Origin of the sequence: Thalassospira sp. CH_XMU1458 (assembly GCF_037027205.1) — a bacterium.
Lineage (GTDB): Bacteria > Pseudomonadota > Alphaproteobacteria > Rhodospirillales > Thalassospiraceae > Thalassospira > Thalassospira tepidiphila.
The window spans coordinates 65555-91336 of the sequence record NZ_JAYMDW010000004.1 but is presented as its reverse complement, the minus strand read 5'-3'; the positions used below and the strand labels follow the sequence as shown (position 1 = coordinate 91336).

Below are 25782 nucleotides of genomic sequence, written 5' to 3'. Positions count from 1 at the left end.
TAGCCTGATTTTGACGCTGCACATTTTTTGATCTTTTGTCTATGAATAATTTTTTCTTCAGCGTAAATTCAGCATGTGATTGATCATAATCCTTTAAAAATCAGCATTTTTTGAATATCAAAACCCATTTAACTGGTCTGACCAGATGCGGGACAATATATGACACGCAGTGAAACCACCCCGGAACGCGCCGCACGTGACATTCGGAACCTGATAAAAAACAAGGGCCTAAAGGCAGGTGACTCGCTGCCAGCCCAGCGCAATCTGGCGAGCGAACTGGGCATCAGTCGCACCAGCCTGCGCGAAGCTCTTGCCACACTCGAAGCGCTTGGACTGATCCACATCCACGCCGGAAAAGGCGTATACATTACCGATCGCCAGAACTTGCCGCCGATTGGTCAGGACCGAAATCGCCAGGCCGGACAGGTTTATCAGTTCCGACTTGCGATCGAGCCCTATGTTGCCGGCCTTGCGGCCCAGATGCGCAGCAAGGATCACCTCGATGCGCTTGAGACCAGCATCACCGATATGCGAAACGCGTTAGAGACAGACGACCTGATTGCCGCCGCCACCGCCGATACGGAATTTCATGAAGTTCTTCTTTTGGCGTCAGGCAATCCGATGTTTGCCAAGGCCATGCATCCCGCAGCCCAGATCATTCACGAGAACCAGATGCTGCCCTTTGCCAACGCCAAGGCGATTGCCGCCCCGCTTGCCGAACATGAACAGGTCTTGCGCTATGTGCGTGAACACAATCCATCCGGCGCGCGCGATGCCATGCATTTCCATGTCCTGAGTGCTGCCACCCGCGCCAAGATCGCCTTCTTGCGACCTTAAGCACAACATTCGGGCAAAACAAAACCCCCACCCGGTTTCCCGGATGGGGGTTTCGTTAATACGGTGCCCTTCACAAGGAAGGACAAGCCGAATTAGGCAGCGGTCAGATCATCTGCCGAAACGCGGCCCGAACGTGAGTCGGTGCGCAGTTCGTAGTTGATTTTGTCGCCTTCCTGCGGGTGGCCCATGCCAGCGCGTTCAACGGCGCTGATGTGCAGGAATACGTCATTTCCGCCTTCGTCCGGCTGAATGAAACCAAAACCTTTAGTTGCGTTGAACCATTTAACGGTACCAGTTGCCATCTTTAGATCTCCTATCGAGTATTGATTGGCGTTTCGACACACCCCGCGTGGGTGCGCCTATAGGGGTTTGAAAAACAATCAGGCGCGTTCACGCCTCGGCTGTTTTCCAGAAGTGTTTTCGCGGCCCGCACCACCCGGCTGCCCGCCGGACTGTGCGCCACGATGATTGCGATTGCGGTTTACACCGCCGCGCTTGCCTTGCGGTCCGGTATTTCGGGCACTATTGCTCCCGTTACCAGTCGCGCGGCGTTCCTCGGCACTGCCCATAAAGGACAAACCGGAAGAAATTGAATTGTCAGCTTTCGCCCCGTCGCGACGATTTCCATTGGAATCAACGCGTTTCGTCGGGCGCTTGCCACCATCATTCTGACGGGGGCCATTTTCAGGGTTCCCGCCACGACCATTGGCAGGTTTCGACTTCAGGCCACCCTTGTAACGGCTTTTGGATTTCTCCAGCGCCGGGTTCGAAGGGGCCTTGTCAGCCGATGCTCTTGAAGCATTGTCTGCGCCATCGCGGCTTTGGGTCGTTTGTTTACGGGCATCGTCACGATCACGACGCGGCGCAGAAGTGCGCGCATCACTGCGATCCGAACGATCATTGCGGGCATTCCGGCCATTGGCCGGGCGACCACCGCGACCATTGCCGCCCGATGCACCACGTCCGCCATTTCCGCGCGACTGACCGCCACCATTGCCACCACTAGTGCGGCGGCCACGGTTGCTTTCACGCGCTTCGTCGGAAAGTGCTTCCTGCTCGGCTGCGGCCTTTGCATCACGGCGATCAATCACCGGAATGCTTTGGCGGGTCGTTTTTTCGATATCGCGCAGCAGACCACGTTCTTCTTCATCACAAAACGCAATTGCCGATCCGCTGGCACCACCGCGGGCCGTACGGCCGATACGGTGAACATAGCTTTCGGGCACGTTCGGGAGTTCGAAGTTCACAACGTGGGTCACGCTATCGACGTCAATACCGCGCGCGGCGATATCGGTTGCGACAAGCACGTTGATCTGACCATCCTTGAAGGCGTTCAGAGCACGTTCACGCTGGTTCTGGCTTTTGTTGCCATGAATGGCAGCCGCGCTGATTTTATTGGCTTCAAGATGGCGCGCGACACGGTCGGCACCGCGCTTGGTCCGGGTAAAGACCAGGGTGCGCTTGAAAGCCGGATTATCAAGAAGCTCTGCCAGCAGCTGACGCTTGCGCGTGCGTTCGATCAAATAGACCGACTGTTCGACACGTTCCTGGGTGGTGGCAACCGGGGTTACCGACACCTTGACAGGATCAGACAGCATGTCCCCTGCCAGCTGACCAATCTGGGTCGGCATGGTGGCAGAGAAAAACAGGTTCTGGCGATCACGCGGCAACATCTTGATGATGCGCTTGATCGGCGGCAAGAAGCCAAGATCAAGCATGTGGTCGGCTTCATCAAGCACCACCACTTCAACATGTTTAAGGCTGAGCTTGCCGCTATCAACATGGTCGAGCAAACGACCAGGTGTTGCGACAAGAACCTCGACGCCGGGGGTTATTGCCTTGATCTGCGGACCAGGGGCAACACCACCAACAACGACAGCCGTGCGCACATTGAGAAAGCGGCCATAGGCACGGAAACTTTCGCCAATCTGGGCGGCAAGTTCACGCGTCGGCGCAAGAACAAGTACACGGCATGCCCCTTTGGGCGTGCGGGTTTGGGATTTGGAAAGGCGGTCAAGGATCGGCAATGCGAACGCTGCCGTCTTGCCGGTACCGGTCTGTGCGATACCAAGTAGGTCCTTACCGTCTAGAAGAGAGGGAATGGATTGTGCCTGGATCGGGGTCGGCGCGTCGTAGCCTTCTTGGGCAAGCGCGCGAAGGACCGGCTCGGCGAGGCCGAGTTCGGAAAACTGGGTCAAATAAGGGTAACTCGTAAATTGGAGGCTGCAGACAGCTGGGACTTCGCCCGGTGAAAATTAGTAATCAGGTCTGCGCCTTGCAGTTCTGGAAGCACCCGCGTAGCTGGATACTTCAATGCGTTCTTGGGTTAACCACTCGACAGTAGGGGCGTTAATTCCCCTCTACGCTTCTGGAGCGATCAAATAACAGCCACACCATGCGCAGAGTTTTATCCCCTTGTCAAACAGCTTATTTTTGACAGCCCCGCGTTTTACGCACAACGGCACAGCAGAATTGCGCTGCCATGCCGTTGTGATTTCAAATGCATACTGCCTTTGGCGACATCAATACGCCGCACACGGGTTCCCTGCCCCGCACGGATTATAGGCCGCACACGGATTGCTGGCAGCACATGGGTTACTTGCCGCTGGCGCGCACGGAGACGCAGCACAGGGCGACGCAGCACACGGGTTATAAGCGGCACACGGATTTCCTGCCGCACATGAGTTGGAAGCGCCGCACGGATTGAATGCGGCGCAGGGATTGGCGCTGCATGGTGCAGCGGCGCAAGGGTTAGCCGATCGCACACCACAGGGATTAAAACCACCGCACGGACTGGAAGGACTGCAAGGGTTTCCTGCCGCACACGGGTTGTAGGCCGCACACGGATTGGCACCACACGGGCTTGCGGCACAAGGATTATAGCCTGCACCACATGGATTCGCACTGCACGGGTTGTAGCCAGCCGCGCACGGGTTGGCTGAACACGGGTTTGCCGCACATGGGTTCGCAGCACACGGGTTCGCCCCACAGGGATTTGCACCGCAAGGATTGGCAGCGCACGGATTACTGCCGGCCGCCGGAAGTTTGGCCGGGGCCGGATTGGCAACGGCCGGGATGTTTGCGGTGTGGCTGTAGTGATCAAGCGCAACAGCACCGGTTGCCGCAAGGAAGACCGCACCAAACAGGAGTGTGTTTTTCTCGCTCATTTCCGGAAACCATCCATTCCAAAGACAGGACGCAATGCAATGCCGATCCAACTGCCGGCAAAGGCCAGCACAAACCACAGCCAACCATGCACACTGCCCGAGGCGATCCCGCTAAAGAACGCGCCGATATTGCAACCAAACGCCAGACGCGCACCATACCCCATCAAAAGCCCGCCAATGGCGGCCGCGATAAGGGAGGCAACCGGAACAGAAACCCTGGGTGCGAACTTGCCGGCAAGGGCCGCGGCAAATGCTGCCCCGATCACGATGCCGAAATTCATCACCGACGTATTATCCTGCAGGACCGAATTGCCAAGCGCACGCGCCGGACTAGCCCAGTTCCAGAATTCCCAGGTTTCAACCGGAATCCCAATGACCTGCGCGATCTTTGCACCCCAAAGGCCAAAGCCAAAAGTGATTGACCACGGATGGCCCGCAATCAGAAGCGTCGCAACATTAAGCCCGGCCAAAAGCAGGCCGGTCCAGATCATCGGCCATGGGCCATGGATGAAACGTGCCACACCTTCGCGCGGTGCCGTTGAAACAACTTCCAAACCGCCATGGGCGCGCTTTTCAACCCAAATGGTCAGCAACGCCACCAGCGCAAGGCCACCAAAGGTCACGGCAAGCCCGCCACCAATGCCATATTCACGCCCAAGGCTCATCGGCGGCAAGGAGGGCAGCTCAAGCCACATCGGCAGATGGGCCGTGCCGATCACCGCACCGATAATAAAGAAGACAAGCGTGACCAGCATGCGCGCACTGCCACCGCCAACGGTGAACAACGTGCCGGAGCCACAGCCCCCACCAAGCTGCATGCCAAGCCCAAACAGAAACGCCCCGATCAGCACCGACATGCCGACAGGCGCAACCGCCCCAACGACCGATCCGCCAAACGGATTGCCAAGCGCCAGCAACGGGATAAAGGCCGCCGCCGCAACCCCGATCATCAGAAGTTGCGCACGCAAGGCACGGCCGCGCTTTTCAACAGAAAAGCGGCGCCAACCGCCGGTGAACCCAAAGGACGCATGATAAAGCGCAATGCCAAGCAATCCGCCAAGGCCATAAAGCACGGCCTGTTTAAGATCGACGGCCTGCGAAATTGCGATACCGACAAGGACAAACAGGACAGCGGTGATGGCAGCCGGTCCTTTGTCAAAGGTGAAACCCGGTGTTGCCGGATTTGCTTTTAGGGTCGTCTCAGACATGGTGAGGCTCAATAACCTGAAATCAGATATCTAAATGAAAACGGAACCGGCTGCCCGGTTCCGTCCAGAATGTTCGCGGCTTGGTGGAAGCCGTATGGTCATCCGGTTATTCCGGGATCACCATTTCACGGTTCGGATCCGCCGCCCATTCGGTCATGGAGCCATCATACATCGCCGTGTTCTTGTTGCCCATCACTTCGGAAAGGCCAAACCATGCGACCGATGCCCAGTGACCGGTGTTGCAATAGGTGATTTCCTTGCTGTCCTTGGAAACACCCGCATCTGCCACAAGGTTTTCGATCACGTCAGCGGCAACAAAGGCACCATCCTGATCGTTATAAAACTTTGACTGCGGAATGTTTTTCGCCCCCGGAACGGCACCCGGACGGGCAACAACGCCGCTTTTTGCTTCGCCCTTGAACTGCGAAACCGGACGGGCATCGACAAGTGCAACACCCTCTGCCCGCGCCTTGGCAACATCATCGGCGGTCGCAACAAGTTCAGGACGGAAATTGGCATTAAAGGCAACGGCCTTTGGCACGACCGGATCGGTCGAGACTTCCTTGCCCGCGGCAAGCCAGGCGCGCTGACCACCATCAAGAATGGTGACCGCGTCATGACCAAGCACCTTGAAGGTCCAGTAAACCCGGGTGGCAGAACCGAAGTCCGAGCTGTTCTGGCCGGCCGGAACGACGACAACCTGTTTGTCATTGTCGATGCCAAGTGCACCGATGCGTTTGGAAATCACATCAACCGGCGGCAGCATGCCAACCACATCATTGACCTTGGCCCGCCAGCCAAACTTGCCATAGGGCGCAAAGACGGCACCCGGAATGTGGCCAGATTCATAAGGGTTGCCGTCCTTGGTCAGCGAGCGGATATCAACAACAACCATCGACGGGTTATCAAGATTGTCCGCAACCCAGTTGGCATCAACCAGCGGCTTTTCGGTAAGACGTTCCGCCTGCGCAGCACTGCCCGCAAAGGCAAAAGTGACCGCCGCAACGGCAGAAAGGATAAGGGAACGCATGGGGCTGTCTCCAATGATCAATTCATCATGATTTTGTGCAATATACCTAATTCATCACAAATAAATGTCAATACAATCCATATTACATTTATGGTTTGTATTAATGGCTGACAGCACAATAATCTACGTGCCGCGCAATTCAGAACGAAGGGCTTTAGCGATTAAGTCTGATCAAGGCCGAAGATTATTGAGATAGCGGGCAAATTCGCGCGCAAATGAATCCTGGGTTTCCAGATTGCGCAAGGCGGGCGGGCGGGTCAGGAACCCGTGCAGGGCGGCAATGATGAATTCCGCAACGGCCGAGGGTTCGATATCGGTACGGACGGTTTTGTCGAACTGCGCCTTGCCGATGCGGGACGCAAGCCCGCGCCGCCAATAACGGTAAACACCATCAATACGTTTGCGCAGGCTTTCATCAAGTTCACCGGCACCGGATGCCAGACGCGCCAGGGGGCATCCGCCGGCCAGCATTGCCGGTGCATTTTCGCTACCCAACCGATCCACCTGCCCCATCAACACGGGCAATATATCTTCTGCCCCTTCAAGGTCGTCCAACCAGACCTCGTCAACATAGCCCGGCAGGCATTCCTCGATGACGGCGTTGATCAGGTTGGCCTTGCCGGAAAAGTGGTGATAAAGCGCACCTTTCGTACAGCCGCTTTGTTCAAGGATGTTGCTGATTGACGCCCCGCCGAACCCGGCCCGGCGGATTTCACCAAACGCCGCGTCCAGAAGCTTCTGACGGGTGGCATCCGGATTGCGGATCCGTTTGGGAACGAGTGCTGTTTCGGACGCACCATCAAGCTCCATGCTTTCGCCGACTTCAAGCACATCATCGTCATGACCTTCATCAGGACGTGAAATGCGGGAAAGGGCGGCAGAGAAGCTGAATGGTTCTTTTGACATCGCGCCGTTCTGTTTTTTTGATTTGAACCGGGGATCGGAACCCGTAACTTTCAGGTTCCACTGTTTTTTTCGTGCCGTCAATCATACTGGTGTTTAGTCAAAACATCTGCATGGGGACGAACATCACGCAGCCCCTTGCAATTCAGTGCAAAGCGTACTCTATTGTTCGGCCATGCCCTTTCGGGCGAGCCCCAAACATCCGTTGGATCGAAGATGCAGCTTGATTCCATCGCCTTCGTTGCAGCCGAAACCAAAATCGCACAGGATGCGATGTATCGGCTAAAACACAGATACGGCCACATTGCGCCCGACAAGGCCGACGTGATCGTAGCCCTTGGCGGCGACGGGTTCATGCTCGAAACCCTGCACCGCTATATGGGCCGCAAGGTGCCGATCTATGGCATGAACCGGGGCACGGTCGGATTTCTGATGAATGAATTCCGCGAAATGAATTTGACCGACCGCATCGCAGAGGCCCAGACGGTCGAGCTTCACCCGCTTCAGATGGAAGCCCACACTGTTTCGGGCGAAAGCCTGTGTGCGCTGGCGATCAACGAAGTGTCGCTATTGCGTGAAACCCGTCAGGCCGCCAAATTGCGCATCAAGGTCGATGGCGTCGAACGCTTGGCCGAACTGGTTTGCGATGGCGCGCTTGTCTGTACGCCGGCCGGCAGTACGGCCTATAACCTGTCGGCACATGGTCCGATCCTGCCGATGGGAAGCGGATTGCTCGCGCTCACACCGATCAGTCCGTTTCGCCCGCGTCGCTGGCGTGGCGCGCTTTTGCCCCATGGCGCAGAAGTCGTTTTCCAGATCGAGAACCCCGAAAAGCGCCCGGTATCCGCCGTTGCCGACTATACCGAGGTTCGCGATGTCTCGAGCGTGAAAATCCGCGAAGACCGCAGTATGAAAATCAAGCTGCTGTTTGATCCGGAACACAATCTTGAAGAACGTATCCTCAAGGAACAATTCGTCGAATGACCACCGCCGCACTTGCCCCGTCAGAAAATACCATTGAATGGTGCCGCAAACTGATCCGCCACCAATCCGTCAGCATGACGCCCAATCTGGCACTGATTGACGAGGTGAAGGCATTCCTGGACGGTTTGGGCTATGACATGCTGGTTGTGCGCGACCCGACCGATACCAAGGCCAATCTTTATGCCACCATCGGCCCGGACGTTGCGGGTGGCGTGATCCTGTCAGGCCACAGTGACGTGGTCCCGACAGAGGGCCAGAACTGGGCATCCGATCCGTACGAGATTGATATCCGCGACGACAAGCTTTATGGCCGCGGATCGTGCGACATGAAGGGTTTTCTCGCCTGCCTTCTGGCCAAGGCGGAAACCTTTAAGAACGCCAACCTTCGGGTGCCAATCCATCTGGCTTTCACCTATGACGAGGAAGTCGGCTGTCTGGGTGTGCCAAGCCTGGTCGAGGCGATCAACAATCTGCCACACAAACCGGCCATGTGCATCGTCGGTGAGCCGACTGAAATGAAGGTCATCACCCAGCACAAGGGCAAGTTTTCCGCGCGCGCACATTTCACCGGTCGTTCCGGGCACTCGTCGTTGCCGCGCGAAGGGGTCAATGCGGTTGAATTTGCCGCCGAACTGGTGGTGTTCCTGCGTAAGCTTGGCCACGAATGCCGCGAAAACGGCCCGCATGATGACGAGTTTGAGCCAAACCACACCACCTTCCATACCGGTGTGATCAAGGGCGGTACGCAGCTCAACATCATTCCGCAGAATTGCTTTGTCGATTTCGAATTCCGCAATCTGCCCAACGATGACCGCGAAGCGCTTAAAGCCAAGATTTACGATTACATCGAAAATACCCTTCAGCCCGAAATGCGCGAGATTTACGACGATGTCGGCATCGAGGTTGAAGTGATTTCCGATATGCCGGGCCTTGCCACCGGCGATGACGAAGAAGTAACCAAACTTGTCATGGCGCTCACGGGTGCCAACACCACCGGCAAGGTCAGCTTCGGCACAGAGGCCGGCGCATTTTCGGCCCTTGGCGATATCCCGACCGTGGTCTGTGGCCCGGGCAGTATCGAACAGGCCCACAAGCCCGACGAATTCATCGAGCTTGATCAGTTGGGCCGTTGCGAAGTGTTCCTCGACAAACTTCTGGCTGTATTGGTCAAGTAACCGAACGCGCGAAAATCCCACTTTTTGGCCGGTACTTCATCCCGGTACTTTATGAAGTAGATCGTTTGAATGCCGTGGCACCGGCATCAAGGATCAATTCGCGCGTTACGACATCATCGACAAGCCGGGCCAAGGTTATTGTACCGACAAGCAAGGCAAGTTTTTCGTATCCTTCCTGCTTGTCATCCCCATCCGCAAGCAATGCCGCAACCCGATCAACGCTGGCTGCGGCCTCTTTCTTTGCCGCGCCATCGCCACGTCCAAGCTCCGCACCCAGTGCGGCAATCGGACAGCCTGTCCCCCTGCTTTCAACATGCTCCTGTGACAGGTATGTCGCGACGTACCTTTTGCGCGCCTCTTCCCGAGCGCCTTCGGTTTCAGGAACGTCCATTGCCCCAACCGATCTGTCGACCGCTTCCAGAAACGCGGCGCGAACCAGTTCGTCCTTGTTGGCGAAATGGCGATAGAACCCGCCATGAGTCATCCCGGCTGCTGTCATGACATCTGCCACACTGGTTGCTTCAACACCGTTCTCACGGATAAGGCGTGCGGCCGCATCAAGAATGCGTTTGCGGGATTTCTTTTTTTCCGCTTCGGAAACACGCGGCATAGCGAACTCTCAAATTCGGGATTGACATTATAGATTTCGTATATCATCTAAATAAAAAGATGACAATCATCATCTATAATGGCGCGTGATAGCAAACGTAACCGTTGCGGCACCAAGACAGACAGCGCGCAACGGTTTCTGACGTTCGGAATAATTTGCTGGCATGCACCACAACAAAACGGAGTTACCAAAACCATGTTCGGTTTTTATGAGTTCTATGTGCATGCATTCGGGATCGGCATTCCACTTCTTGCTGTCGCGATTGCCAGCATGGGTGCATTTCGCGCTTCCCTGACAGCCAATCAAATCGCTGTATTTGTGACTGCCTCTGCAGTTGTCCTTGGGGCGTGGTTTGCTGTTGCCCTCCCGTTCTCTCGGTCGGGGGTTTTCAATGTCCCCGCCGAAATTGGCGACCCGCCCTATGTCCTGATGTTTCTGTTCGGCGGCGCGACCCTGATCTGGGGCCTTGCGTGGCTGACACCGCTTGGCAGACGCATCACCGAAGCCACACCCCTGAGTGCAATCGCCGCGTTTCAAATCCCGCGCATCATGGGTGGACTGTTCCTGATCGGATGGATCGTCGGGGATATTCCAGCACTGTTTGCTTTGCCTGCGGGACTGGGGGACATTCTTGCCGGGATTGCCGGATGGCAAGCAAGTCGGGCACTTGCCAAAGGGGAACCGAATGCAAGATCCCTTCTGGCGCGCGCGATCTTCATCGGGATCGCCGATTTCTTCTTTGCTGTCCTGTTTGGGATTATTACGTCACCGGGATTTGCCCATCTTTATGCACTGGATGCACCAAACATCATCAATGCCTATCCGCTTGCAATGTTCCCGGCGTTTTTCGTTCCGATTTTTCTTGGCTTCCATTTCATCGCAATCTCCCGACTACGTCAGGAATCTGCAACGGAATCAAAAGCGCACGCCTGACCGCGCGCAAATAAATTGATCACACCACAAACGGGCGGAGCACTTAAATGCTCCGCCCCTACCGTGTTTTGTTTGAACCGAAACGCCGATGAACGAACACACCCCCGCGATGTCCATTCAAGGGTGGCAGAACTCTGCGGCCATATGTTGCAATTCATCCCACAGGGTGCTCGCAAAGCTGCGCAAAACAATAAGCTCGAAACTGTCATCCGCAGTACGGGTGATCATTGCGCCGATATGCCCGATCTGGGTCATGGCCGACCTACCAATTGCAAACATCTCTGGCGATAGATCAACCATGGTGCCCTTGGCCAACACGATCCGCGATGAAGCGCCGGAAAGCACCATGCGTAATCGCCCATGCGTCTGATCGGCCAGTGCAAATTCGCTGGGTAACCCCGCCTGAATTTCTGTCAGCCGGTCAGAAGAAACATCCGCATCCCCCACCCATAACCACTGATTTGGCGCGGATTTGCGCAAATCGGTGCCGAGATCCGGAGCGTTTTTTGTGATTGCCTTGCTTAAGGCAGCTTCATCGCTTTTGGCATCGCCCAGCACATGGATCACAAAGCCACCTGTCACCGGGACGAGATTGATCGATGCACCCGCGCCCGTCGCGACGTGGGGCGGAAATGCGCTACGGATTTCGATTGGATAATCACGCATGGAGCTTCTCATTTTCCGGGTCGACAAAGGCAGGATTGCACAGGATGCCGGTGACAGTTGTTCCGGCCAGTCCATTCCAGATGACCACTTCCTCACCAACGCGGCTCGGGCCGTTTTTCACCAGCGCCAAGCCAATCGCATGACCCAATGTCGGTGAATGACACATCGAGGTGACATAACCCTGATCATTGGCAAGACTGACGTCATCCCCGGGATTAAGAATGTGCGATCCGGTGGCGAACTTGTCAGACGGTGATTTCGGTTTGATGCCAACAAGTGCTGGGCGATCTGGATCGACCAGCCCTTCGCGCAGGTTCATGACCCGGCCGATGAAATCATCCTTCCTGGCTGACACCATCCTGCCCATGCCCAGATCGGCTGCCGTCACCGTACCGTTGATTTCTGCGTGGGTGACATGGCCCTTTTCGATCCGCATGACGCCAAGCGCCTCGGTCCCGTATGGCGTGATACCGAATTCTTCCCCGGCAACCATGATCGCATCAGCAACGCTTTCGCCATATCCGGCTGGCACCGCGATTTCATAGGCGAGCTCGCCCGAGAACGAAATTCGGAACAACCGGCCCTTCAGACGTCCACCAAACATCGATACTTCGCGCGCCGCCAAAAACGGGAAGGCCTCGTTCGAAATATCGTCATCAATGATTTTGGACAGAACATCACGTGATTTGGGTCCGGCAATTGCCATCTGCGCCCACTGATCGGTTGCCGATGCCATACGCACATCCAATTCCGGCCACAGCACCTGCGCACAGAATTCCAGATGGGTCAAAACCCCGGCGGCAAGCGCGGTTGTCGTCGTCATGAAGTAATGATTTCCGCCAAGGCAACTGGTCGTGCCGTCATCATACACAAAGCCATCCTCGCGCAGCATGATGCCATAGCGCGCCTTGCCCACCGGCAGCTTCAGGAAAGCATTGCAATAAACCCGGTTCAGGAATTCTGCCGCATCGGCGCCAAAAACCTCGATCTTGCCAAGGGTCGACACATCACAGATACCGACCTTGGTTCGCACGGTATTGACTTCACGATCCACGCTATCACGCCAAAAGGTCTCGCCATCCTTGGGGAACCAGCTGGATCGGTACCAAAGCCCGGTTTCTACGAACTTTGCACCATTGCGCTCTGCCCAACCATGCAGCGGTGATTTGCGCACCGGCTGAAAATCCATTCCCTTGGATGCGCCGACCAGCGCACCAAACGATACCGGCGTGTAGAACGGGCGGAAGGTGGTGGTGCCGATTTCACCGGGCGAAACACCTTTATTCTCGGCCAGAATGCCAATGGCATTCACATTCGATGTCTTGCCCTGATCGGTCGCCATGCCGTTGGTGGTATAGCGTTTGGCAAGTTCGACATGATCATAGCCTTCGCGCATGGCGAGCGTGATGTCAGACGCCGCAACGTCATTCTGAAAATCGACAAAGGCCTTACCCTTACTTGATGCCACCCGCCAGACCGGCTGAATAGGGTCGACTTTTTCCTCGCTCTGTTCGACACCCGGAAGTGATGCGGCCTCGCCCATCACACCAAGTTCCGCCAACGCCTTGACCGCGGCAACACCGCCGTCGGCGAAACAGGTCGCAATACCGGCTTTTCCGGTAACCGCCCCGCACGGCGTCATGCCATCGGTATTTTCCGGAGGCATGAAACCGACATGCGCGTCTGACCAGACAGGTTTGCCACCGCGATGACAGGCCAGATGCACAATCGGGCTATACCCGCCTGATACGCCAAGGGCATCCACCTCGATAACTTCATCACGGCCATCATCATGGCGCACCGTGATCGACTTGATCGCCTTGCGACCCGCAGTATCGCGCACCATCGCACCGGCAATCAGGCGTGCCTTACCGTCATAATCAATATTTGGGCAGGTGCGCGGATCAATAATCGCGGCGACCTCGATACCACGTGCCTCAAGATCAATCGCGGTTTGATAGGCCTGACTGTTATTGGCAAACAATGCCACCCGTTTGCCCGGTGCCACGCCATAGGCATTCAAATAGGTGCGCATGGCACCCGCCATCATGACACCCGGGCGGTCATTGCCACCAAAGACAATCGGGCGTTCTTCCGCCCCGGTCGCCAGCACCACCTGTCGGGCGACAATCCGCCACAGGCGTTCCATGGCGCGATGGGGGTTGATCTCGTTCTCTGGCAGATGCTTCTGCACCCGTTCGACCGCGCCAAATACCTGATCGTCATAGGCGGCAAAAACGGTGGTGCGTTTCTTGATCTCGACATTGGGAAGGGCGTGCAATTCGCCAATGATATCGGCAAGCACCGCGTCGGCCGGCTTCCCACCCACCGGGCTTCCCTCGGCGATTAAACCGCCGCCAAGTTGCGCCCCTTCATCGGCAATGATCACGCGCGCCCCGGCCCGACCAGCTGTAAGCGCCGCCGCAAGCCCAGCTGGCCCCGCCCCGATCACCAAAAGATCACAATGCGCCCAGCATTTTTCGTAATAGCCGGGATCGGGATCATAGCTTGCCCGCCCCAAACCGGCAGCCTTGCGGATCAGTGGCTCATAGACCTTTTCCCAGAAGGCAGCCGGCCACATGAAGGTCTTGTAATAGAACCCGGCCCCCAAAAGCGGCCCAAGCAACCCATTGGCCGCCCCGATATCAAATTTGACATTCGGCCAGCAGTTCTGCGATCGCGCCTCAAGCCCGTCAAATAGTTCTGCCATGGTCGCACGGGTATTGGGATCGCGCCGCCCGTCCCGCCCGATGGTCAGGAGCGCGTTGGGTTCCGCCGCCCCGGCGGTCAGGATGCCGCGCGGGCGGTGATACTTGAAACTGCGCCCGACCAGTTGCTTGCCATTGGCCAACAGGCTTGATGCAACCGTATCGCCACCAAAACCACTGAGCGCCTCGCCATTAAAGGTAAAGCGGCGCACATCATTGCGATCAATCAGGGTGCCGCCATCAATCCGGAAACTGGTCATGCCCCGGCCTCCGTTTTGAGGGTACTTGCATCAACCACATCAGACGTTTCGTGGGTAAGGGTATTGCGCGTCAACACCAGCCAGCGACGACACCCGCCCGCATGATGCCAGTATTCGCGATGTTCACCGCGCGGGTTATCGCGCAGGTAAACATGATCAAACCAAAGGGCTTCATCCGCACCGGCATTTGGGCGCGGGGTGGCGACTTCGCCGCGGATTGTGAATTCCTCGCGTGGGCGCAAACCGCAATGAGGACATTTGACAAGACTACTCATTTCCAAATTTCCTCAATGCAGGTTGGCCTGGGCGCCAACGCCCTTTTCATCCAGAAGATACCCGCGTGCAAAGCGGTCCATACGAAACGCGGTTGCGGTTTCATGCGGCGCATCGGTCGCCAGCAAATGGGCAAAGCAATATCCCGATGCCGGGGTCGCCTTGAACCCGCCATAACACCAGCCGCCATTGAAATAGAGATTGCCAAGATGGGTACGATCCATGATCGGCGATCCATCCATGCTCATATCCATGATCCCGCCCCAACTGCGCAGGATCCGCACCCGCGACAGTGCGGGGATCATCGCCATGCCGGCCTCGGCCACATGTTCCACGCACGCTAGGTTTCCGCGCTGGGCGTAGGAGTTATAACCTTCGATATCCCCGCCAAACACCAGCCCGCCCTTATCGGATTGCGACACATAAAAATGCCCCGCACCAAAGGTGACCACGGTATCGATGAACGGTTTCAATCCTTCGGACACAAAGGCCTGCAAGGCGTGGCTTTCAATCGGCAGGCGCATATCGACCATTTTCGCGACATGGCTTGAACTGCCGGCCACCGCCATGGCGAGCTTGTTACACGTGATCGCGCCCCGTGTGGTTTGAACCCCGGTGATTTGATCACCATCGCGGTCAATGCCGGTGACTTCGCAATTCTGGATGATATCAACGCCGTTCTGATCGGCCCCGCGCGCAAAGCCCCACGCAACAGCATCATGGCGTACCGTGCCGCCGCGCGCCTGCATCAGGCCGCCCATAATCGGGAAGCGGGCATTTTCATAATCCAGAAATGGCAGCTTTTCACGCAGCTGATCACGGTTAAGAAGTTCCGCATCCACCCCGTGCAGGCGCATGGCATTGCCCCTGCGCGTGTAGGCATCGCGCTGGGCATCGGAATGAAACAGATTGATCACGCCACGCTGGGACACCATGGCGTTGAAATTGAAATCCTGTTCAAGGCCTTCCCACAGCTTCATCGAAAATTCGTAGAACGGGTTGTTGCCTTCAAGCAGGTAGTTGGATCGAATGATTGTCGTATTCCGCCCGATATTTCCCGATCCAAGATAGCCCTTTTCAAGCACGGCAACATTGCGCACGCCAAAGACCTTGGAAAGGTAATAGGCGGTTGCCAATCCATGCCCGCCACCGCCGATGATGATGACATCGTAATGCGGTTTCGGGTCCGGGTTGCGCCAGGCCGGCTTCCAGTTCTTGTTCTTGGAAAACGCATTGCCAAGCAATGACAGGGCTGAATAACGCATCATCGATCTTTCGCTGTTGCCCACATCGGGTACCTAGCAATCTTGACAGAGGTGCGAATTGCAGCTTGTCTATTAAAGACATCCAATAACACAAATGCGACATCGCGATATTATTGTCGCCCAACGCAGGATACCGGCGTCATGAGCTCAGACACCCAAAACAGAACAACACGCACCCCGCGTACCGGGCAACTTGACGCCAAACCGGTTCCGGCCACCCAGCATATCGGTTTCATGTTGCTGCCCGATTTTGCGTTGATGTCTTATGCCTCGGCGATTGAGCCCCTGCGCGCCGCCAACCTTCTGGCGGGTCAGCCGATCTACAAGGTTTTGAATTATTCGGCGGCAGGCGGAAACGTTTTGTCGTCTTCCGGCACCATGGTTCCGACCACCCCGCTGTCGCAGGCCCCGACCAGTTTGCACACCCTGTTTATCTGTGCCGGTGGACATCCGTCGCAATGGCAGGCACCGGGCATGCTTGGCAATTTGCGCAAACTGGCACGCTGGGGTGTGCGCATGGGCGGTATATCCAGTGGGGCTTATGTTCTGGCCGCCGCCGGGCTTCTGGGGCAGCGTCAATTCACCATTCACTGGGAACATGCCCCTGCCCTGATCGAAGCCTTTCCGGATCTGGAACCCCAACGCGCACGGTTTGTCATTGACGGGGATCGCATCACCTGCGGCGGCGGGGTGGCACCGCTTGACATGATGCATGCCATGATCGCCGAAAACCTTGGGGCGGATTTCGCAACCCGGGTGTCGGACTGGTACCTGCATACGCAAGTCGGACAATCGGGCGGCCCACAGCGGGCATCGCTTGCCGAACGCTATAACGTGCATCATGCCGGATTGCTTCGGGTTCTGGAAAAGATGGAAACCACCATCGAAGATCCGAAAAGCCGCGACGAAATGGCGCGCTTTGCCAGGCTTTCAACCCGGCAGCTTGATCGCCTGTTTGACCAGCATCTTGGCAAGTCGTTTCTTGAAACCTATCGCCAGGTCCGGCTTGAACATGCCCGCAAGCTTTTGACGCAAAGTGCCCTGACCATTTCCGAGATCGCCTTTGCCACCGGCTTTTCCAACAGCAGCCATTTTTCACGCAGCTACAAAGATGCTTATGGCGTGAAGCCAAGCGAAGCGCGCGGTCTCTGACCCGAACCCTCTCCACATCAAAAACCCAACCCAAAGATGCATTTCCCACCCCGGGAAATAGACGGAATCGGCACGACTCCGACGATCTGCATATTTGATATGCATTGAATTTTAGCGTCTATTTTTTGTTCAAATTTTCTCTTGATCGATTCTATATTTTTTTAGATCATTGATTTTCCTGTAATTTTTGCGACGCACAATAAAAAACACATTTGCGCTTGTTCACTACAGGGAATTGAATTTTAATAAAAGGAATGTCCATCGGGGGGCATTTTGTGATGGAGAGACTAAAATGGAACAATCCGTACCAGAGTTGATGGCGAGGCTGGACAGCCTTGAAGCATCGCTCAGCATGGCAACGACCATCAATTCCGAAGTATTCTATTGGTGGTGTACTGCACTGATGCTTGCAATTCACGCAGGCTTCCTTGCGTATGAAATGGGTGCATCGCGTGCGAAGAACGCACTGGCATCCGGTATGAAAAACCTGATCGCTTTCGCATTCCTGATCCCGGCCTTCTATTATATCGGCTGGTGGATCTATCTTGCGTTCCCGACCGGCTTCACCATTTCCGACGGTTCCGAGGCAGGACTGCCCTGGAGCGAATATATGGGTCCGAACTTGACGGATAACGCGTCGGGTATTTTCTATGCGGCCTTCACGCTGTTTGCAGCAACCACCGCCTCGATCATGTCGGGCTCGGTGATCGAACGTATCCGTATTTCCGGCTTCACCATCCTCGCCCTGTTCCTCGGCGCTGTTGTCTGGGTCTTCGGCGCATCCTGGGGCTGGCACCCGGATGGTTGGCTCACCACCGAGTGGGGCCTGCATGACGTTGGTGCGGCGGGTGCCGTTCACACTATCGCTGGCTTCTTCACCCTTGGTGTTCTGATCAACCTCGGCCCGCGTATCGGTCGCTTCAATGCCGATGGTTCGGTCAACAACATCGACGGTCACAACATGCCGATGTCGCTGATTGGCCTGATGCTCATTGTTATGGGCTTCTTCGGCTTCCTTGGCGGCTGCATCATCTATACCGGCGATACCTGGATGACCATTTACAACACCCCGGCAACCCTGTCGGCATTCGCATTCAACACCCTGATGGGCGTTGCAGGCGGCATGATCGGTGCGTATCTCGTCACCCGTGATCCGTTCTGGATGATGTCTGGTGCCCTGATCGGTGTTATTTCGTCTGCACCGGCACTTGACCTTTACTATCCGGGTCTTGCCTTCCTCGTCAGCTTCGGCGGCGGTTGCGTCATGCCGAAACTCAACGACATCCTTGTCGAGAAATTCAAGATCGACGATGCGGTCGGCGCGGTTGCCGTCCACGGCTTTGGCGGTGTCTGGGGTCTGGTCATGGCCGGTATCTTTGCGTCTGGCTACCAGAACGTTGCCGGTCCGGAGATCTCGTTTGTTGGTCAGCTTTCAAGTGCTGTCGTCTTCATGATCCTTGGCTTCGCACCGGGTTACGTTCTGTCCCTGGTGCTGAAGCTTGTTGGTCTGCTGCGTGTGTCTGAACAGGCAGAAGTGGCTGGCCTTGACAAGGCAGAAGTACCGGTCCGCGCATATCCGGAAAGCACCGTTCCGGCAGCGTTTACCAACGATCCGACTTCGCCGACCCCGGCTGAGTAAGATCGTTCTGACACATCGAAACAAGGAAACTGAAACATGAACACAGCTCCGATTACCAGTTGGGAAGGTGCAGAGGCTTACTTCACCTTTGCTGACAAACCGGCTCTGCTCGTGGCGCTTACGCTTGTTGGTGTTGGCGTGTGCATCTGGACCATCGCCTCGATGGCCATTCACGAGAACAAAGCATACAAAGACATGTAATCTGATTGATGCAACGCAATACAATGACGCCCTGAACCCTTGGGTTATTGCTTTGCTCAACCGACACAGCGAGAGGCCAGTGTCAAAACTGGCCTCTCTGCCTTTTCCCGATAAAGTAAAAACACCAAATACCCCTCAGGCCCGCCGCTTTCAGATCATTCACCGCACACGAGGCCACAATGATCGACCTTGCCCGAACACCGGAAACCTATCCGCACGCTGTCCGCGCTGCTCGTCCCAGTCGCATCATCAATGCCGGACGCACCGCGATGGCGCGCAATCGCGAACGCTATGAAATTCCCGGACGGGCCGCGATCATGATTTCGGTGCGCGAGGGCGATCAACTCGCACTGCGCAATTGTGAAGGCATGCAATCGGTCGAGCTGATCGGCCTGACACCATCTGGCGCCGCACGGCCCGAAATTTTTGAACCTTTGGCACATGGCGCGCCAAAAGGTCTGATGGATCTACTGTCTGATCCGTTTGATGACAGCCTGACGCGCTTTGCCAAGACCTTGCGCAAACGCGATATCAAACTTGAAACCTGTCTTGCCCACAGGCTTTTTGGCAATGCCAGCCCACCCGGTGATACGGTCGAACTGACCATCCAGCTTGACGGGTTTGCCATCATTGCCACCCCGGCACCGCTGATGCGGATCGATGCGCATAATACCGCAACACCGATCACAGCCCTGATCAAACGCGCCCATCATTCTGATACCTACAGCTTCGCCCTGCCCGATCCGTTGGCAGATCCGGTTGTGGATTTACGCGTGCATTCCGCCACTGCCGAGGCTTATGAAATCAAGGCAGGCGACTACATCCAGATTCTCGATGTTGATGGACGGCAATGCACCGATTTTCAGTGTTTTGATGCGCGCAAACTTGATCGCGGCATTCAGAACCCGCTGGATGTGACCACCACACGCACATTGATGGGCCATGCCTATCCGATGCCGGGCCTGCACGGAAAATACTATGATCAGGACATGGATCCACTGGTCGAGGTCATTCAGGACACCTGCGGGCGTCATGATGCCTTTGCCATGGCCTGTGCGGCAAAATATTACGATGATATCGGCTATCCCGGTCATGTGAACTGCACGGACAATTTCAACGCGGCCCTTGCCAAACATGGCGTTGATCCGCGGGCGGGCTGGATGGCGATCAATTTCTTTTTCAATACCGGTATTGATGATCACGGCGTGATGTATGCCGATCAGCCCTGGTCGCGTCCCGGCGATTATGTGCTGTTGCGCGCAATGACCGACCTTGTCTGTGTGTCATCGGCCTGCCCGGATGACACGTCCGCGGCCAATGCCTGGAAACCGACCGACATCCATATCCGAAGTTACGATGGTGCTGAAAAATTCAGCCACGCCGTTGCCTGGCGCCCGACTGCAGAGGCCGAAGCAAAAATGACCAAAGAAACCGCCTTCCACCCGCGTTTAAGCGAACTGACCCGCAACTTCGTCGAATATAAGGGTTTCTGGCTGGCCCATGAATATACCGGCCACGGCATGATCGAAGAATATTATGCCTGCCGGGAAAAGGCCGTGGTCATTGATTTGTCTGCCTTGCGCAAGTTTGAAATCACCGGCCCGGACAGCGAAGCGCTGATGCAATATTGCCTGACGCGCAATGTCAAAAAACTTGGCATCGGACAGGTCGTCTATTCCGCGATGTGCTATCCGCACGGCGGGATGATTGATGACGGCACGTTGTTACGTCTGGGGCAGGATAATTTCCGCTGGATTTGCGGCGATGATTACAGTGGTGTTTGGCTGCGTGAACAGGCCGAAAAGCTTGGCCTTCAGGTCCTGATCCGCTCATCGACCGATCAGATGCACAACATCGCCGTTCAGGGCCCCAAAAGCCGCGATATCCTGCGCGAAGTCATCTGGACTCCGCCGCACCAGCCTTCCATAGATGAAGTCGACTGGTTCAAATTCACCATTGGCCGGATTGGTGACGCCAAAGGCGCGCCTGCGGTCGTGTCCCGCACCGGCTACACCGGCGAACTTGGTTATGAAGTCTGGTGCCAGCCCAAAGACGCCCTCACCGTCTTTGATGCCATTTGGGAGGCTGGCAAACCACACGGCCTGACGCCGATGGGGCTAGGAGCCCTTGATATGGTGCGGATTGAAGCCGGATTGATCTTTGCCGATTATGAATTTTCCGATCAGACCGATCCGTTCGAAGCCGGGATCGGCTTTACCGTGCCGCTTAAATCCAAGGAAGATGACTTTATCGGCCGTGATGCCCTGATCCGGCGCAAGGAACATCCATCGCACAAACTGGTTGGGATCGAGATTGATGGCAATGTCACCGTCGGCCATGGCGATTGCGTCCATATAGGACGTGCGCAGATCGGCGTGATCACCAGTGCGGTGCGATCGCCCGTTCTGGGCAAGAATATCGCGCTGGCGCGGGTTGATATCGCGCACGCCGATATCGGCACCGAGGTCGAAATTGGCAAGCTTGACGGCCATATGGTCCGCCTGCCCGCCATCATCACCGCCTTCCCGCATTATGATCCCAAAAAGGAAAAGCCGCGGTCCTGAAACCCGCGGCTTATGCCCCCAAAAGAAACCCCGCAGCCATATCGACTGTGGGGGTGACTGCGAGTTTGGTTAAGGGAGACGGCGGGCTTGCGCCCGCTTCTTTGAAAGTCCTGAAAGTTCGGCTGCCTATTCGGCAGCCGTTTTCTTTTCAACCTGCAAATAGGCTTCAAGGCTGTCATCAAGCTCGTCCAGCCAAGGTGTGTGATGGGCAGGTGACATATTGCCCGTCATCAGCGAGCGGTACGACTTGTTGCGATAGCCCATGATGTCGTCGGCCTTGTCATGTTCCCATTCCTCGAAGGTCTTGTTCACCCCTTCAATATCGAACATCGGATAGTCCGTCATCTCGATCAGATGGGCGGTGTAATCGCCCTGGAACCAGATCATGTCGTGATCGTCCTTAAGACCTTCTTCGCGATCCCGCCAGGCTTTGCTGTCGGCCTTCATCTCATCCTTGGATGGCAAGGGAATGCGGCCCATGATCACATCACGGGCAAACCAAGCCTGCGCATCAAACATGTTGAAGGTATAGAACTGGTCCTGCATGCCGAGATACATCATCTTCGGATTTTCTTCCCAGACGACACCTTTATAAAGACCAAGCGGCCACAGGCGGTTATCTGTCTTCAGACGCAGATCATCGGTCAGGAACGGGAAGTGGTGCTGATAGCCGGTGCACAGAATGATCGCATCGACGTCGCGTGATGAGCCATCCTTGAAATAGGCCGTATTGCCATCAACCTTGGTCAGAAGCGGGACCTCGGCCCAGTTATCGGGCCAGTCAAAGCCGATCGGGTTGGTGCGGTGGCTGACCGTCACCGACTTGCAGCCATACTTGTAACATTGCGATCCGATATCCTCGGCCGAATAGGACGTACCGATGATCAGGATATCCTTGCCCTTGAATTCCAATGCATCGCGGAAATCATGGGCATGCAAAACACGCCCGCCAAAGGTATCAAATCCGGGGAATTCCGGCACATTCGGGGTCGAGAAATGACCATTGGCAACAATGACATGATCAAATTCCTCGGTCGAAACCACATCATTTTTCAGATCGTGCGCGGTCACCAGAAATGTTTGGCTTTCTTCATCAAACTCGACACTGCGGACCGGGGTTCTGAAACGCACCCACGGGCGGACATTGGCCTTTTCAACGCGGCCCTTGATGTAATCCCAGATCACCGCACGCGGCGGATAGGATGCGATGGGTTTACCGAAATGTTCCTCAAACGTGTAATCGGCAAATTCCAGGCATTCCTTGGGCCCGTTCGACCACAAATAGCGATACATTGATCCGTGGATCGGTTCGCCATATTCATCAAGACCGGTGCGCCAGGTGTAGTTCCACAAACCACCCCAGTCTTCCTGACGTTCAAAACACACAATCTCGGGGATTTCGGCCCCTTTGGCGGCAGCAGATTGAAATGCACGCATCTGCGCCATGCCTGACGGACCGGCGCCAATAATCGCAACACGAAGTGTCATAGCCTTAAATCCCCAATAAAAGCGTTGTGCCGTTTATGCGTCTCCTCTGCCCGGCTTATGCCGGTTCGTTCTTTGTTAATCGGGGAAGATCCCCGGTGACGTCGGCGCCCCGTCGTCAAATTGTGAAAGCCACTCGACCAGGATCGGGTGGTAGCGTGACAGCCCCTTGTAATCGACAAGTTCGGGCCGCAAATCACGCATGACACGATGCAGGCGACGGCCCCATTTCGGCTGGGTCACCACTTCGTTCATCGCCATCAAATAAGTCCGGATCGGAAACAGGATCGCGTTGGATCGCGGCAAGCGCCAAAACGTCTGAAGCTCCACACGCAGATGGACTTTTTCGCCGATATTTTCCGGCGTCACAGTCATGCGGTCCGGGCCCCATTTGGGATAGTTTTCCGGGCTGGTATCGAGACGCGGATTAACCGTCAGCGTCCAGTTCAGGCGCCGCGATGGTTGCCCCTGTGGCAGGGTCAAAAGGAATTTCAGCGCACGCTGGAACACACCCAGTTCGTGGGCCAACGGCACAGGCGCATGCCATTCAAAGAAATTCATGCCAATGTCGAAATCAAGCGACCAGTCGGCTTGGGCTGTAATGATCCCGGCATCCATCCAAAGATTGCCATCGTGCTGATCAAGGATGGCGTGATCGCCTTGTACCTGACGTCCGATATATTCCATCGGGTGGCAGGGCAGTGTCGAACTGTCGCCAAAGGTAAAGGTATCGTCGATCTGAAGCGGTTTGTTGATCCAGTGCCAGCGATCCCCATCCATGGTCAGTCTGAACAGATCGGGATAATCGCGCGCCTTGGATACCATCACGAGTTCAAGGAAATCCCACCCGGCGGTTTCCATGTGCGGCAGGGCCTGACACCGACCGGGGTCATCTGCCAGAACAAGGGCGCGGTCCTTCATTTCCGCGACATAATGTTCATCAACATCAAACGCATTTTCAAACGGGCTGCCGGCACGCGCAGCATGATGCGGTTCGATATTGGTCGAATACATATATTCGTCTTCCGGGAACGGGAACGGAAAACGCGGGATGTTTGACGGGCTGTTGGCGTAGGTGAAATCACCGCGGAAGCTCTCGTCCTTAAACTGGATGGTCATGACTGAAATCCCCCTTACAGATCAAGTTCAAGGCGTTTGCCACGGAACCGCGAAACACAGGGCATGATCCGTTGTTTTGCCGCGCGCTGTTCTTCATCAAGCCAGTGGTCGTTGTGCATGATCTCGCCGTCGCAGGCGACAACCACCGTTTCGCACTGACCACACGCCCCGCCCCGGCACATGCAATTGATCGGGGTCCCGGATGCCTCGACCGCTTCAAGCAGGCTTTGTTCTGCACCCACGGTGATATCAATCCCGGCCTTGGCCAGATGCACATCAAAGGGTTCGCCAACCGGCGGAGCAAGGAAGTGTTCGAAATGAACGTGTGCTGCGGGCCAGCCAAGACTTGTCGCGGTTTGGACCACCCGTTCGATCATGCCCTTTGGGCCGCAGACATAGACATGCGTCCCAAGGGGCTGATTGGATAAAAGCGTTTCCAAATCAACACTTTCGCCCTGATCATCGCAATAGCACGACACGTGATCACCAAAACGATCAGCAAGGCTGTCCATATAGGCCGCCTGAGATGCTGATCGCGCGGCATAGTGCAGTTCAAACGGCACGCCGAGCTTATCGGCCTGGGCCATTTGCGCGATGAACGGCGTAATGCCGATGCCGCCCGCAATCATCAAGTGCTTTCGCGCCCGCAGATCCAACGCGAACAGATTGACCGGGGCAGAGATTTTCATCTGCATGCCAGGTCGCACCTGTTCATGCATGAATTTCGATCCACCGCGCCCGGTATCGTCACGGCGCACCGAGATCGCATATTGGTCGCGCTCGAACGGGGAACTCATCAGCGAATAGGGATTTTTGCGTTTCGTGCCGTCATCAAGCATTTCGACAACGATATGTGCCCCACCCGAAAAGGCGGGCAGTTCATCACCATTCACATGCTTGAATTCGAACCGTTTGATGATCGGGTTGACCTCGACCACGTTGCTGACAACCACCGGAATCAAATGATCGGACGCACTCATTTGAACACCTCCTTGATTTCGATTTCTACAGACGGGTCTTCGGCATTGATACAGACACCCTGAAACGCCGCCAGACGACGGGAATAGTGATCACGCACGAGCAACAGCAAATCACAAGACGGACATTTGACCGGCTGGGTGGTGACCTCCTCGATCATGGTTTTGCAGTGAACACACTGAACGCGCCGCGCCAGACTACCGCGATGCTCACACTGCACGGCGGTGTGATCGAGGCCGCATGCCTCGCCCTTGGCAACGCCCTGCCCCACAAGGCCCTCGGTCCCGGCGAGATAAAGCTGGCTGCCCATCTTGGCATCCGATAGCCAGTCGCCGAGTTTTGCGACGGCTTCTTCGATGGTCGGGAAATGTCCGAACCGCTTGGCACCCAGCGCATAAAGCGACGTGATAAGCGCGGCTTCACCCGGGGTCGGCACATACAGGATATGCACCTTATCCATCATGTCGCGCGGCAGTTCCTGCACGACCCGGATAACGCATTCGGCACCAGATGCATCGGCCAGAAAATAATGCGCCAGACCGGGCACGATTTTAAGCGTGCCATAGGTCGGACGGGAAAGAATGCTTTCTTCGATAAGACTCTCAGACATGGTAGCGGGTCCCAT

Annotated in this window: 22 protein-coding genes; 8 read left to right on the top strand and 14 right to left on the bottom strand. The window is 56.0% G+C overall.

Going from position 1 to position 25782, the window contains the following annotated elements:
• Nucleotides 1–159 precede the first annotated feature (159 nt).
• Nucleotides 160–837, top strand: a complete 678-nt coding sequence (locus WBY09_RS19050; protein ID WP_064789897.1) for a FadR/GntR family transcriptional regulator — start codon at nucleotides 160–162, stop codon at nucleotides 835–837.
• A 92-nt stretch (nucleotides 838–929) separates the two neighbouring features.
• Here WBY09_RS19050 and WBY09_RS19045 read toward each other — a convergent pair whose 3' ends face one another.
• From WBY09_RS19045 to WBY09_RS19025, 5 genes are all read right to left on the bottom strand, one after another.
• Nucleotides 930–1139, bottom strand: coding sequence for a cold-shock protein (locus tag WBY09_RS19045; RefSeq protein WP_008892034.1), 210 nt, complete (start codon nucleotides 1137–1139; stop codon nucleotides 930–932).
• 78 nt (nucleotides 1140–1217) lie between these two features.
• Complete coding sequence (locus WBY09_RS19040; RefSeq protein ID WP_336233609.1) at nucleotides 1218–3035, bottom strand: DEAD/DEAH box helicase; 1818 nt, start codon at nucleotides 3033–3035, stop codon at nucleotides 1218–1220.
• A gap of 965 nt (nucleotides 3036–4000) precedes the next feature.
• On the bottom strand, nucleotides 4001–5212 hold the full coding sequence (locus WBY09_RS19035) for a YeeE/YedE family protein (protein WP_336233608.1): 1212 nt from the start codon (nucleotides 5210–5212) through the stop codon (nucleotides 4001–4003).
• Nucleotides 5213–5318: 106 nt separating this feature from the next.
• The gene (locus WBY09_RS19030) at nucleotides 5319–6242 is read right to left on the bottom strand and encodes a sulfurtransferase (protein ID WP_336233607.1); all 924 of its coding nucleotides are present in this window, start codon (nucleotides 6240–6242) and stop codon (nucleotides 5319–5321) included.
• A gap of 171 nt (nucleotides 6243–6413) precedes the next feature.
• Nucleotides 6414–7148: a TetR/AcrR family transcriptional regulator gene (locus WBY09_RS19025; protein ID WP_197145426.1), complete on the bottom strand. Its 735-nt coding sequence runs from the start codon at nucleotides 7146–7148 to the stop codon at nucleotides 6414–6416.
• Nucleotides 7149–7361: 213 nt separating this feature from the next.
• On the opposite strand from WBY09_RS19025, the gene WBY09_RS19020 reads away from it, so the two are divergent.
• Nucleotides 7362–8129, top strand: a complete 768-nt coding sequence (locus tag WBY09_RS19020) for an NAD kinase (protein ID WP_040824675.1) — start codon at nucleotides 7362–7364, stop codon at nucleotides 8127–8129.
• A complete protein-coding gene (gene argE / locus WBY09_RS19015; protein WP_336233606.1) occupies nucleotides 8126–9304 on the top strand; it encodes an acetylornithine deacetylase in 1179 nt (392 codons plus the stop codon). Before WBY09_RS19020 ends, argE begins: the two co-directional genes overlap by 4 nt.
• 49 nt (nucleotides 9305–9353) lie before the next feature.
• Here the strand turns inward: argE and WBY09_RS19010 are convergent, their stop codons facing one another.
• A complete protein-coding gene (locus tag WBY09_RS19010; protein WP_197145428.1) occupies nucleotides 9354–9914 on the bottom strand; it encodes a TetR/AcrR family transcriptional regulator in 561 nt (186 codons plus the stop codon).
• A 195-nt stretch (nucleotides 9915–10109) separates the two neighbouring features.
• On the opposite strand from WBY09_RS19010, the gene WBY09_RS19005 reads away from it, so the two are divergent.
• On the top strand, nucleotides 10110–10847 hold the full coding sequence (locus WBY09_RS19005) for a hypothetical protein (RefSeq protein WP_197145429.1): 738 nt from the start codon (nucleotides 10110–10112) through the stop codon (nucleotides 10845–10847).
• Between the two features lie 117 nt (nucleotides 10848–10964).
• On the opposite strand, the gene WBY09_RS19000 is transcribed toward WBY09_RS19005, so the two are convergent.
• The 4 genes from WBY09_RS19000 to WBY09_RS18985 are packed head-to-tail and all read right to left on the bottom strand — an operon-like array spanning nucleotide 10965 to nucleotide 16022.
• Complete coding sequence (locus tag WBY09_RS19000) at nucleotides 10965–11513, bottom strand: sarcosine oxidase subunit gamma (RefSeq protein ID WP_197145430.1); 549 nt, start codon at nucleotides 11511–11513, stop codon at nucleotides 10965–10967.
• Complete coding sequence (locus WBY09_RS18995) at nucleotides 11506–14481, bottom strand: sarcosine oxidase subunit alpha family protein (RefSeq protein ID WP_197145431.1); 2976 nt, start codon at nucleotides 14479–14481, stop codon at nucleotides 11506–11508. The genes WBY09_RS19000 and WBY09_RS18995 overlap by 8 nt, the downstream gene beginning before the upstream one ends.
• On the bottom strand, nucleotides 14478–14756 hold the full coding sequence (locus tag WBY09_RS18990; protein WP_197145432.1) for a sarcosine oxidase subunit delta: 279 nt from the start codon (nucleotides 14754–14756) through the stop codon (nucleotides 14478–14480). The genes WBY09_RS18995 and WBY09_RS18990 overlap by 4 nt, the downstream gene beginning before the upstream one ends.
• Nucleotides 14757–14768: 12 nt before the next feature.
• Complete coding sequence (locus tag WBY09_RS18985) at nucleotides 14769–16022, bottom strand: sarcosine oxidase subunit beta family protein (RefSeq protein WP_443082669.1); 1254 nt, start codon at nucleotides 16020–16022, stop codon at nucleotides 14769–14771.
• A 138-nt stretch (nucleotides 16023–16160) separates the two neighbouring features.
• On the opposite strand from WBY09_RS18985, the gene WBY09_RS18980 reads away from it, so the two are divergent.
• The 4 genes from WBY09_RS18980 (at nucleotide 16161) to WBY09_RS18965 (ending at nucleotide 21575) form a co-directional block, all read left to right on the top strand.
• A complete protein-coding gene (locus WBY09_RS18980) occupies nucleotides 16161–17171 on the top strand; it encodes a GlxA family transcriptional regulator (protein WP_197145433.1) in 1011 nt (336 codons plus the stop codon).
• Nucleotides 17172–17463: 292 nt separating this feature from the next.
• Complete coding sequence (locus tag WBY09_RS18975) at nucleotides 17464–18810, top strand: ammonium transporter (RefSeq protein WP_336233605.1); 1347 nt, start codon at nucleotides 17464–17466, stop codon at nucleotides 18808–18810.
• A 36-nt stretch (nucleotides 18811–18846) separates the two neighbouring features.
• Nucleotides 18847–19011 (top strand): hypothetical protein, encoded by a 165-nt coding sequence (locus WBY09_RS18970; protein WP_167351229.1) that lies wholly within the window; start codon nucleotides 18847–18849, stop codon nucleotides 19009–19011.
• 179 nt (nucleotides 19012–19190) lie between these two features.
• Nucleotides 19191–21575, top strand: coding sequence for a DUF1989 domain-containing protein (locus WBY09_RS18965; protein ID WP_336233604.1), 2385 nt, complete (start codon nucleotides 19191–19193; stop codon nucleotides 21573–21575).
• A gap of 126 nt (nucleotides 21576–21701) precedes the next feature.
• On the opposite strand, the gene WBY09_RS18960 is transcribed toward WBY09_RS18965, so the two are convergent.
• From WBY09_RS18960 to WBY09_RS18945, 4 genes are all read right to left on the bottom strand, one after another.
• Nucleotides 21702–23063, bottom strand: a complete 1362-nt coding sequence (locus WBY09_RS18960; protein ID WP_120225313.1) for an NAD(P)-binding domain-containing protein — start codon at nucleotides 23061–23063, stop codon at nucleotides 21702–21704.
• A gap of 75 nt (nucleotides 23064–23138) precedes the next feature.
• On the bottom strand, nucleotides 23139–24179 hold the full coding sequence (locus WBY09_RS18955) for a heme-dependent oxidative N-demethylase family protein (RefSeq protein ID WP_336233602.1): 1041 nt from the start codon (nucleotides 24177–24179) through the stop codon (nucleotides 23139–23141).
• Between the two features lie 14 nt (nucleotides 24180–24193).
• Nucleotides 24194–25159, bottom strand: a complete 966-nt coding sequence (locus tag WBY09_RS18950) for a PDR/VanB family oxidoreductase (RefSeq protein WP_336233600.1) — start codon at nucleotides 25157–25159, stop codon at nucleotides 24194–24196.
• Entirely contained in the window at nucleotides 25156–25767 is a 612-nt protein-coding gene (locus tag WBY09_RS18945) for a dimethylamine monooxygenase subunit DmmA family protein (protein WP_336233599.1), read from the bottom strand. The genes WBY09_RS18950 and WBY09_RS18945 overlap by 4 nt, the downstream gene beginning before the upstream one ends.
• Nucleotides 25768–25782: the final 15 nt, after the last annotated feature.

Coding starts and splice junctions, on each gene's coding strand:
- WBY09_RS19050 (WP_064789897.1), top strand. CDS start 160: ATGACACGCAGTGAAACCACCCCGGAACGCGCCGCACGTGACATTCGG.
- WBY09_RS19045 (WP_008892034.1), bottom strand. CDS start 1,139: ATGGCAACTGGTACCGTTAAATGGTTCAACGCAACTAAAGGTTTTGGT.
- WBY09_RS19035 (WP_336233608.1), bottom strand. CDS start 5,212: ATGTCTGAGACGACCCTAAAAGCAAATCCGGCAACACCGGGTTTCACC.
- WBY09_RS19030 (WP_336233607.1), bottom strand. CDS start 6,242: ATGCGTTCCCTTATCCTTTCTGCCGTTGCGGCGGTCACTTTTGCCTTT.
- WBY09_RS19025 (WP_197145426.1), bottom strand. CDS start 7,148: ATGTCAAAAGAACCATTCAGCTTCTCTGCCGCCCTTTCCCGCATTTCA.
- WBY09_RS19020 (WP_040824675.1), top strand. CDS start 7,362: ATGCAGCTTGATTCCATCGCCTTCGTTGCAGCCGAAACCAAAATCGCA.
- argE (WP_336233606.1), top strand. CDS start 8,126: ATGACCACCGCCGCACTTGCCCCGTCAGAAAATACCATTGAATGGTGC.
- WBY09_RS19010 (WP_197145428.1), bottom strand. CDS start 9,914: ATGCCGCGTGTTTCCGAAGCGGAAAAAAAGAAATCCCGCAAACGCATT.
- WBY09_RS19005 (WP_197145429.1), top strand. CDS start 10,110: ATGTTCGGTTTTTATGAGTTCTATGTGCATGCATTCGGGATCGGCATT.
- WBY09_RS19000 (WP_197145430.1), bottom strand. CDS start 11,513: ATGCGTGATTATCCAATCGAAATCCGTAGCGCATTTCCGCCCCACGTC.
- WBY09_RS18995 (WP_197145431.1), bottom strand. CDS start 14,481: ATGACCAGTTTCCGGATTGATGGCGGCACCCTGATTGATCGCAATGAT.
- WBY09_RS18990 (WP_197145432.1), bottom strand. CDS start 14,756: ATGAGTAGTCTTGTCAAATGTCCTCATTGCGGTTTGCGCCCACGCGAG.
- WBY09_RS18985 (WP_443082669.1), bottom strand. CDS start 16,022: ATGATGCGTTATTCAGCCCTGTCATTGCTTGGCAATGCGTTTTCCAAG.
- WBY09_RS18980 (WP_197145433.1), top strand. CDS start 16,161: ATGAGCTCAGACACCCAAAACAGAACAACACGCACCCCGCGTACCGGG.
- WBY09_RS18975 (WP_336233605.1), top strand. CDS start 17,464: ATGGAACAATCCGTACCAGAGTTGATGGCGAGGCTGGACAGCCTTGAA.
- WBY09_RS18970 (WP_167351229.1), top strand. CDS start 18,847: ATGAACACAGCTCCGATTACCAGTTGGGAAGGTGCAGAGGCTTACTTC.
- WBY09_RS18965 (WP_336233604.1), top strand. CDS start 19,191: ATGATCGACCTTGCCCGAACACCGGAAACCTATCCGCACGCTGTCCGC.
- WBY09_RS18960 (WP_120225313.1), bottom strand. CDS start 23,063: ATGACACTTCGTGTTGCGATTATTGGCGCCGGTCCGTCAGGCATGGCG.
- WBY09_RS18955 (WP_336233602.1), bottom strand. CDS start 24,179: ATGACCATCCAGTTTAAGGACGAGAGCTTCCGCGGTGATTTCACCTAC.
- WBY09_RS18950 (WP_336233600.1), bottom strand. CDS start 25,159: ATGAGTGCGTCCGATCATTTGATTCCGGTGGTTGTCAGCAACGTGGTC.
- WBY09_RS18945 (WP_336233599.1), bottom strand. CDS start 25,767: ATGTCTGAGAGTCTTATCGAAGAAAGCATTCTTTCCCGTCCGACCTAT.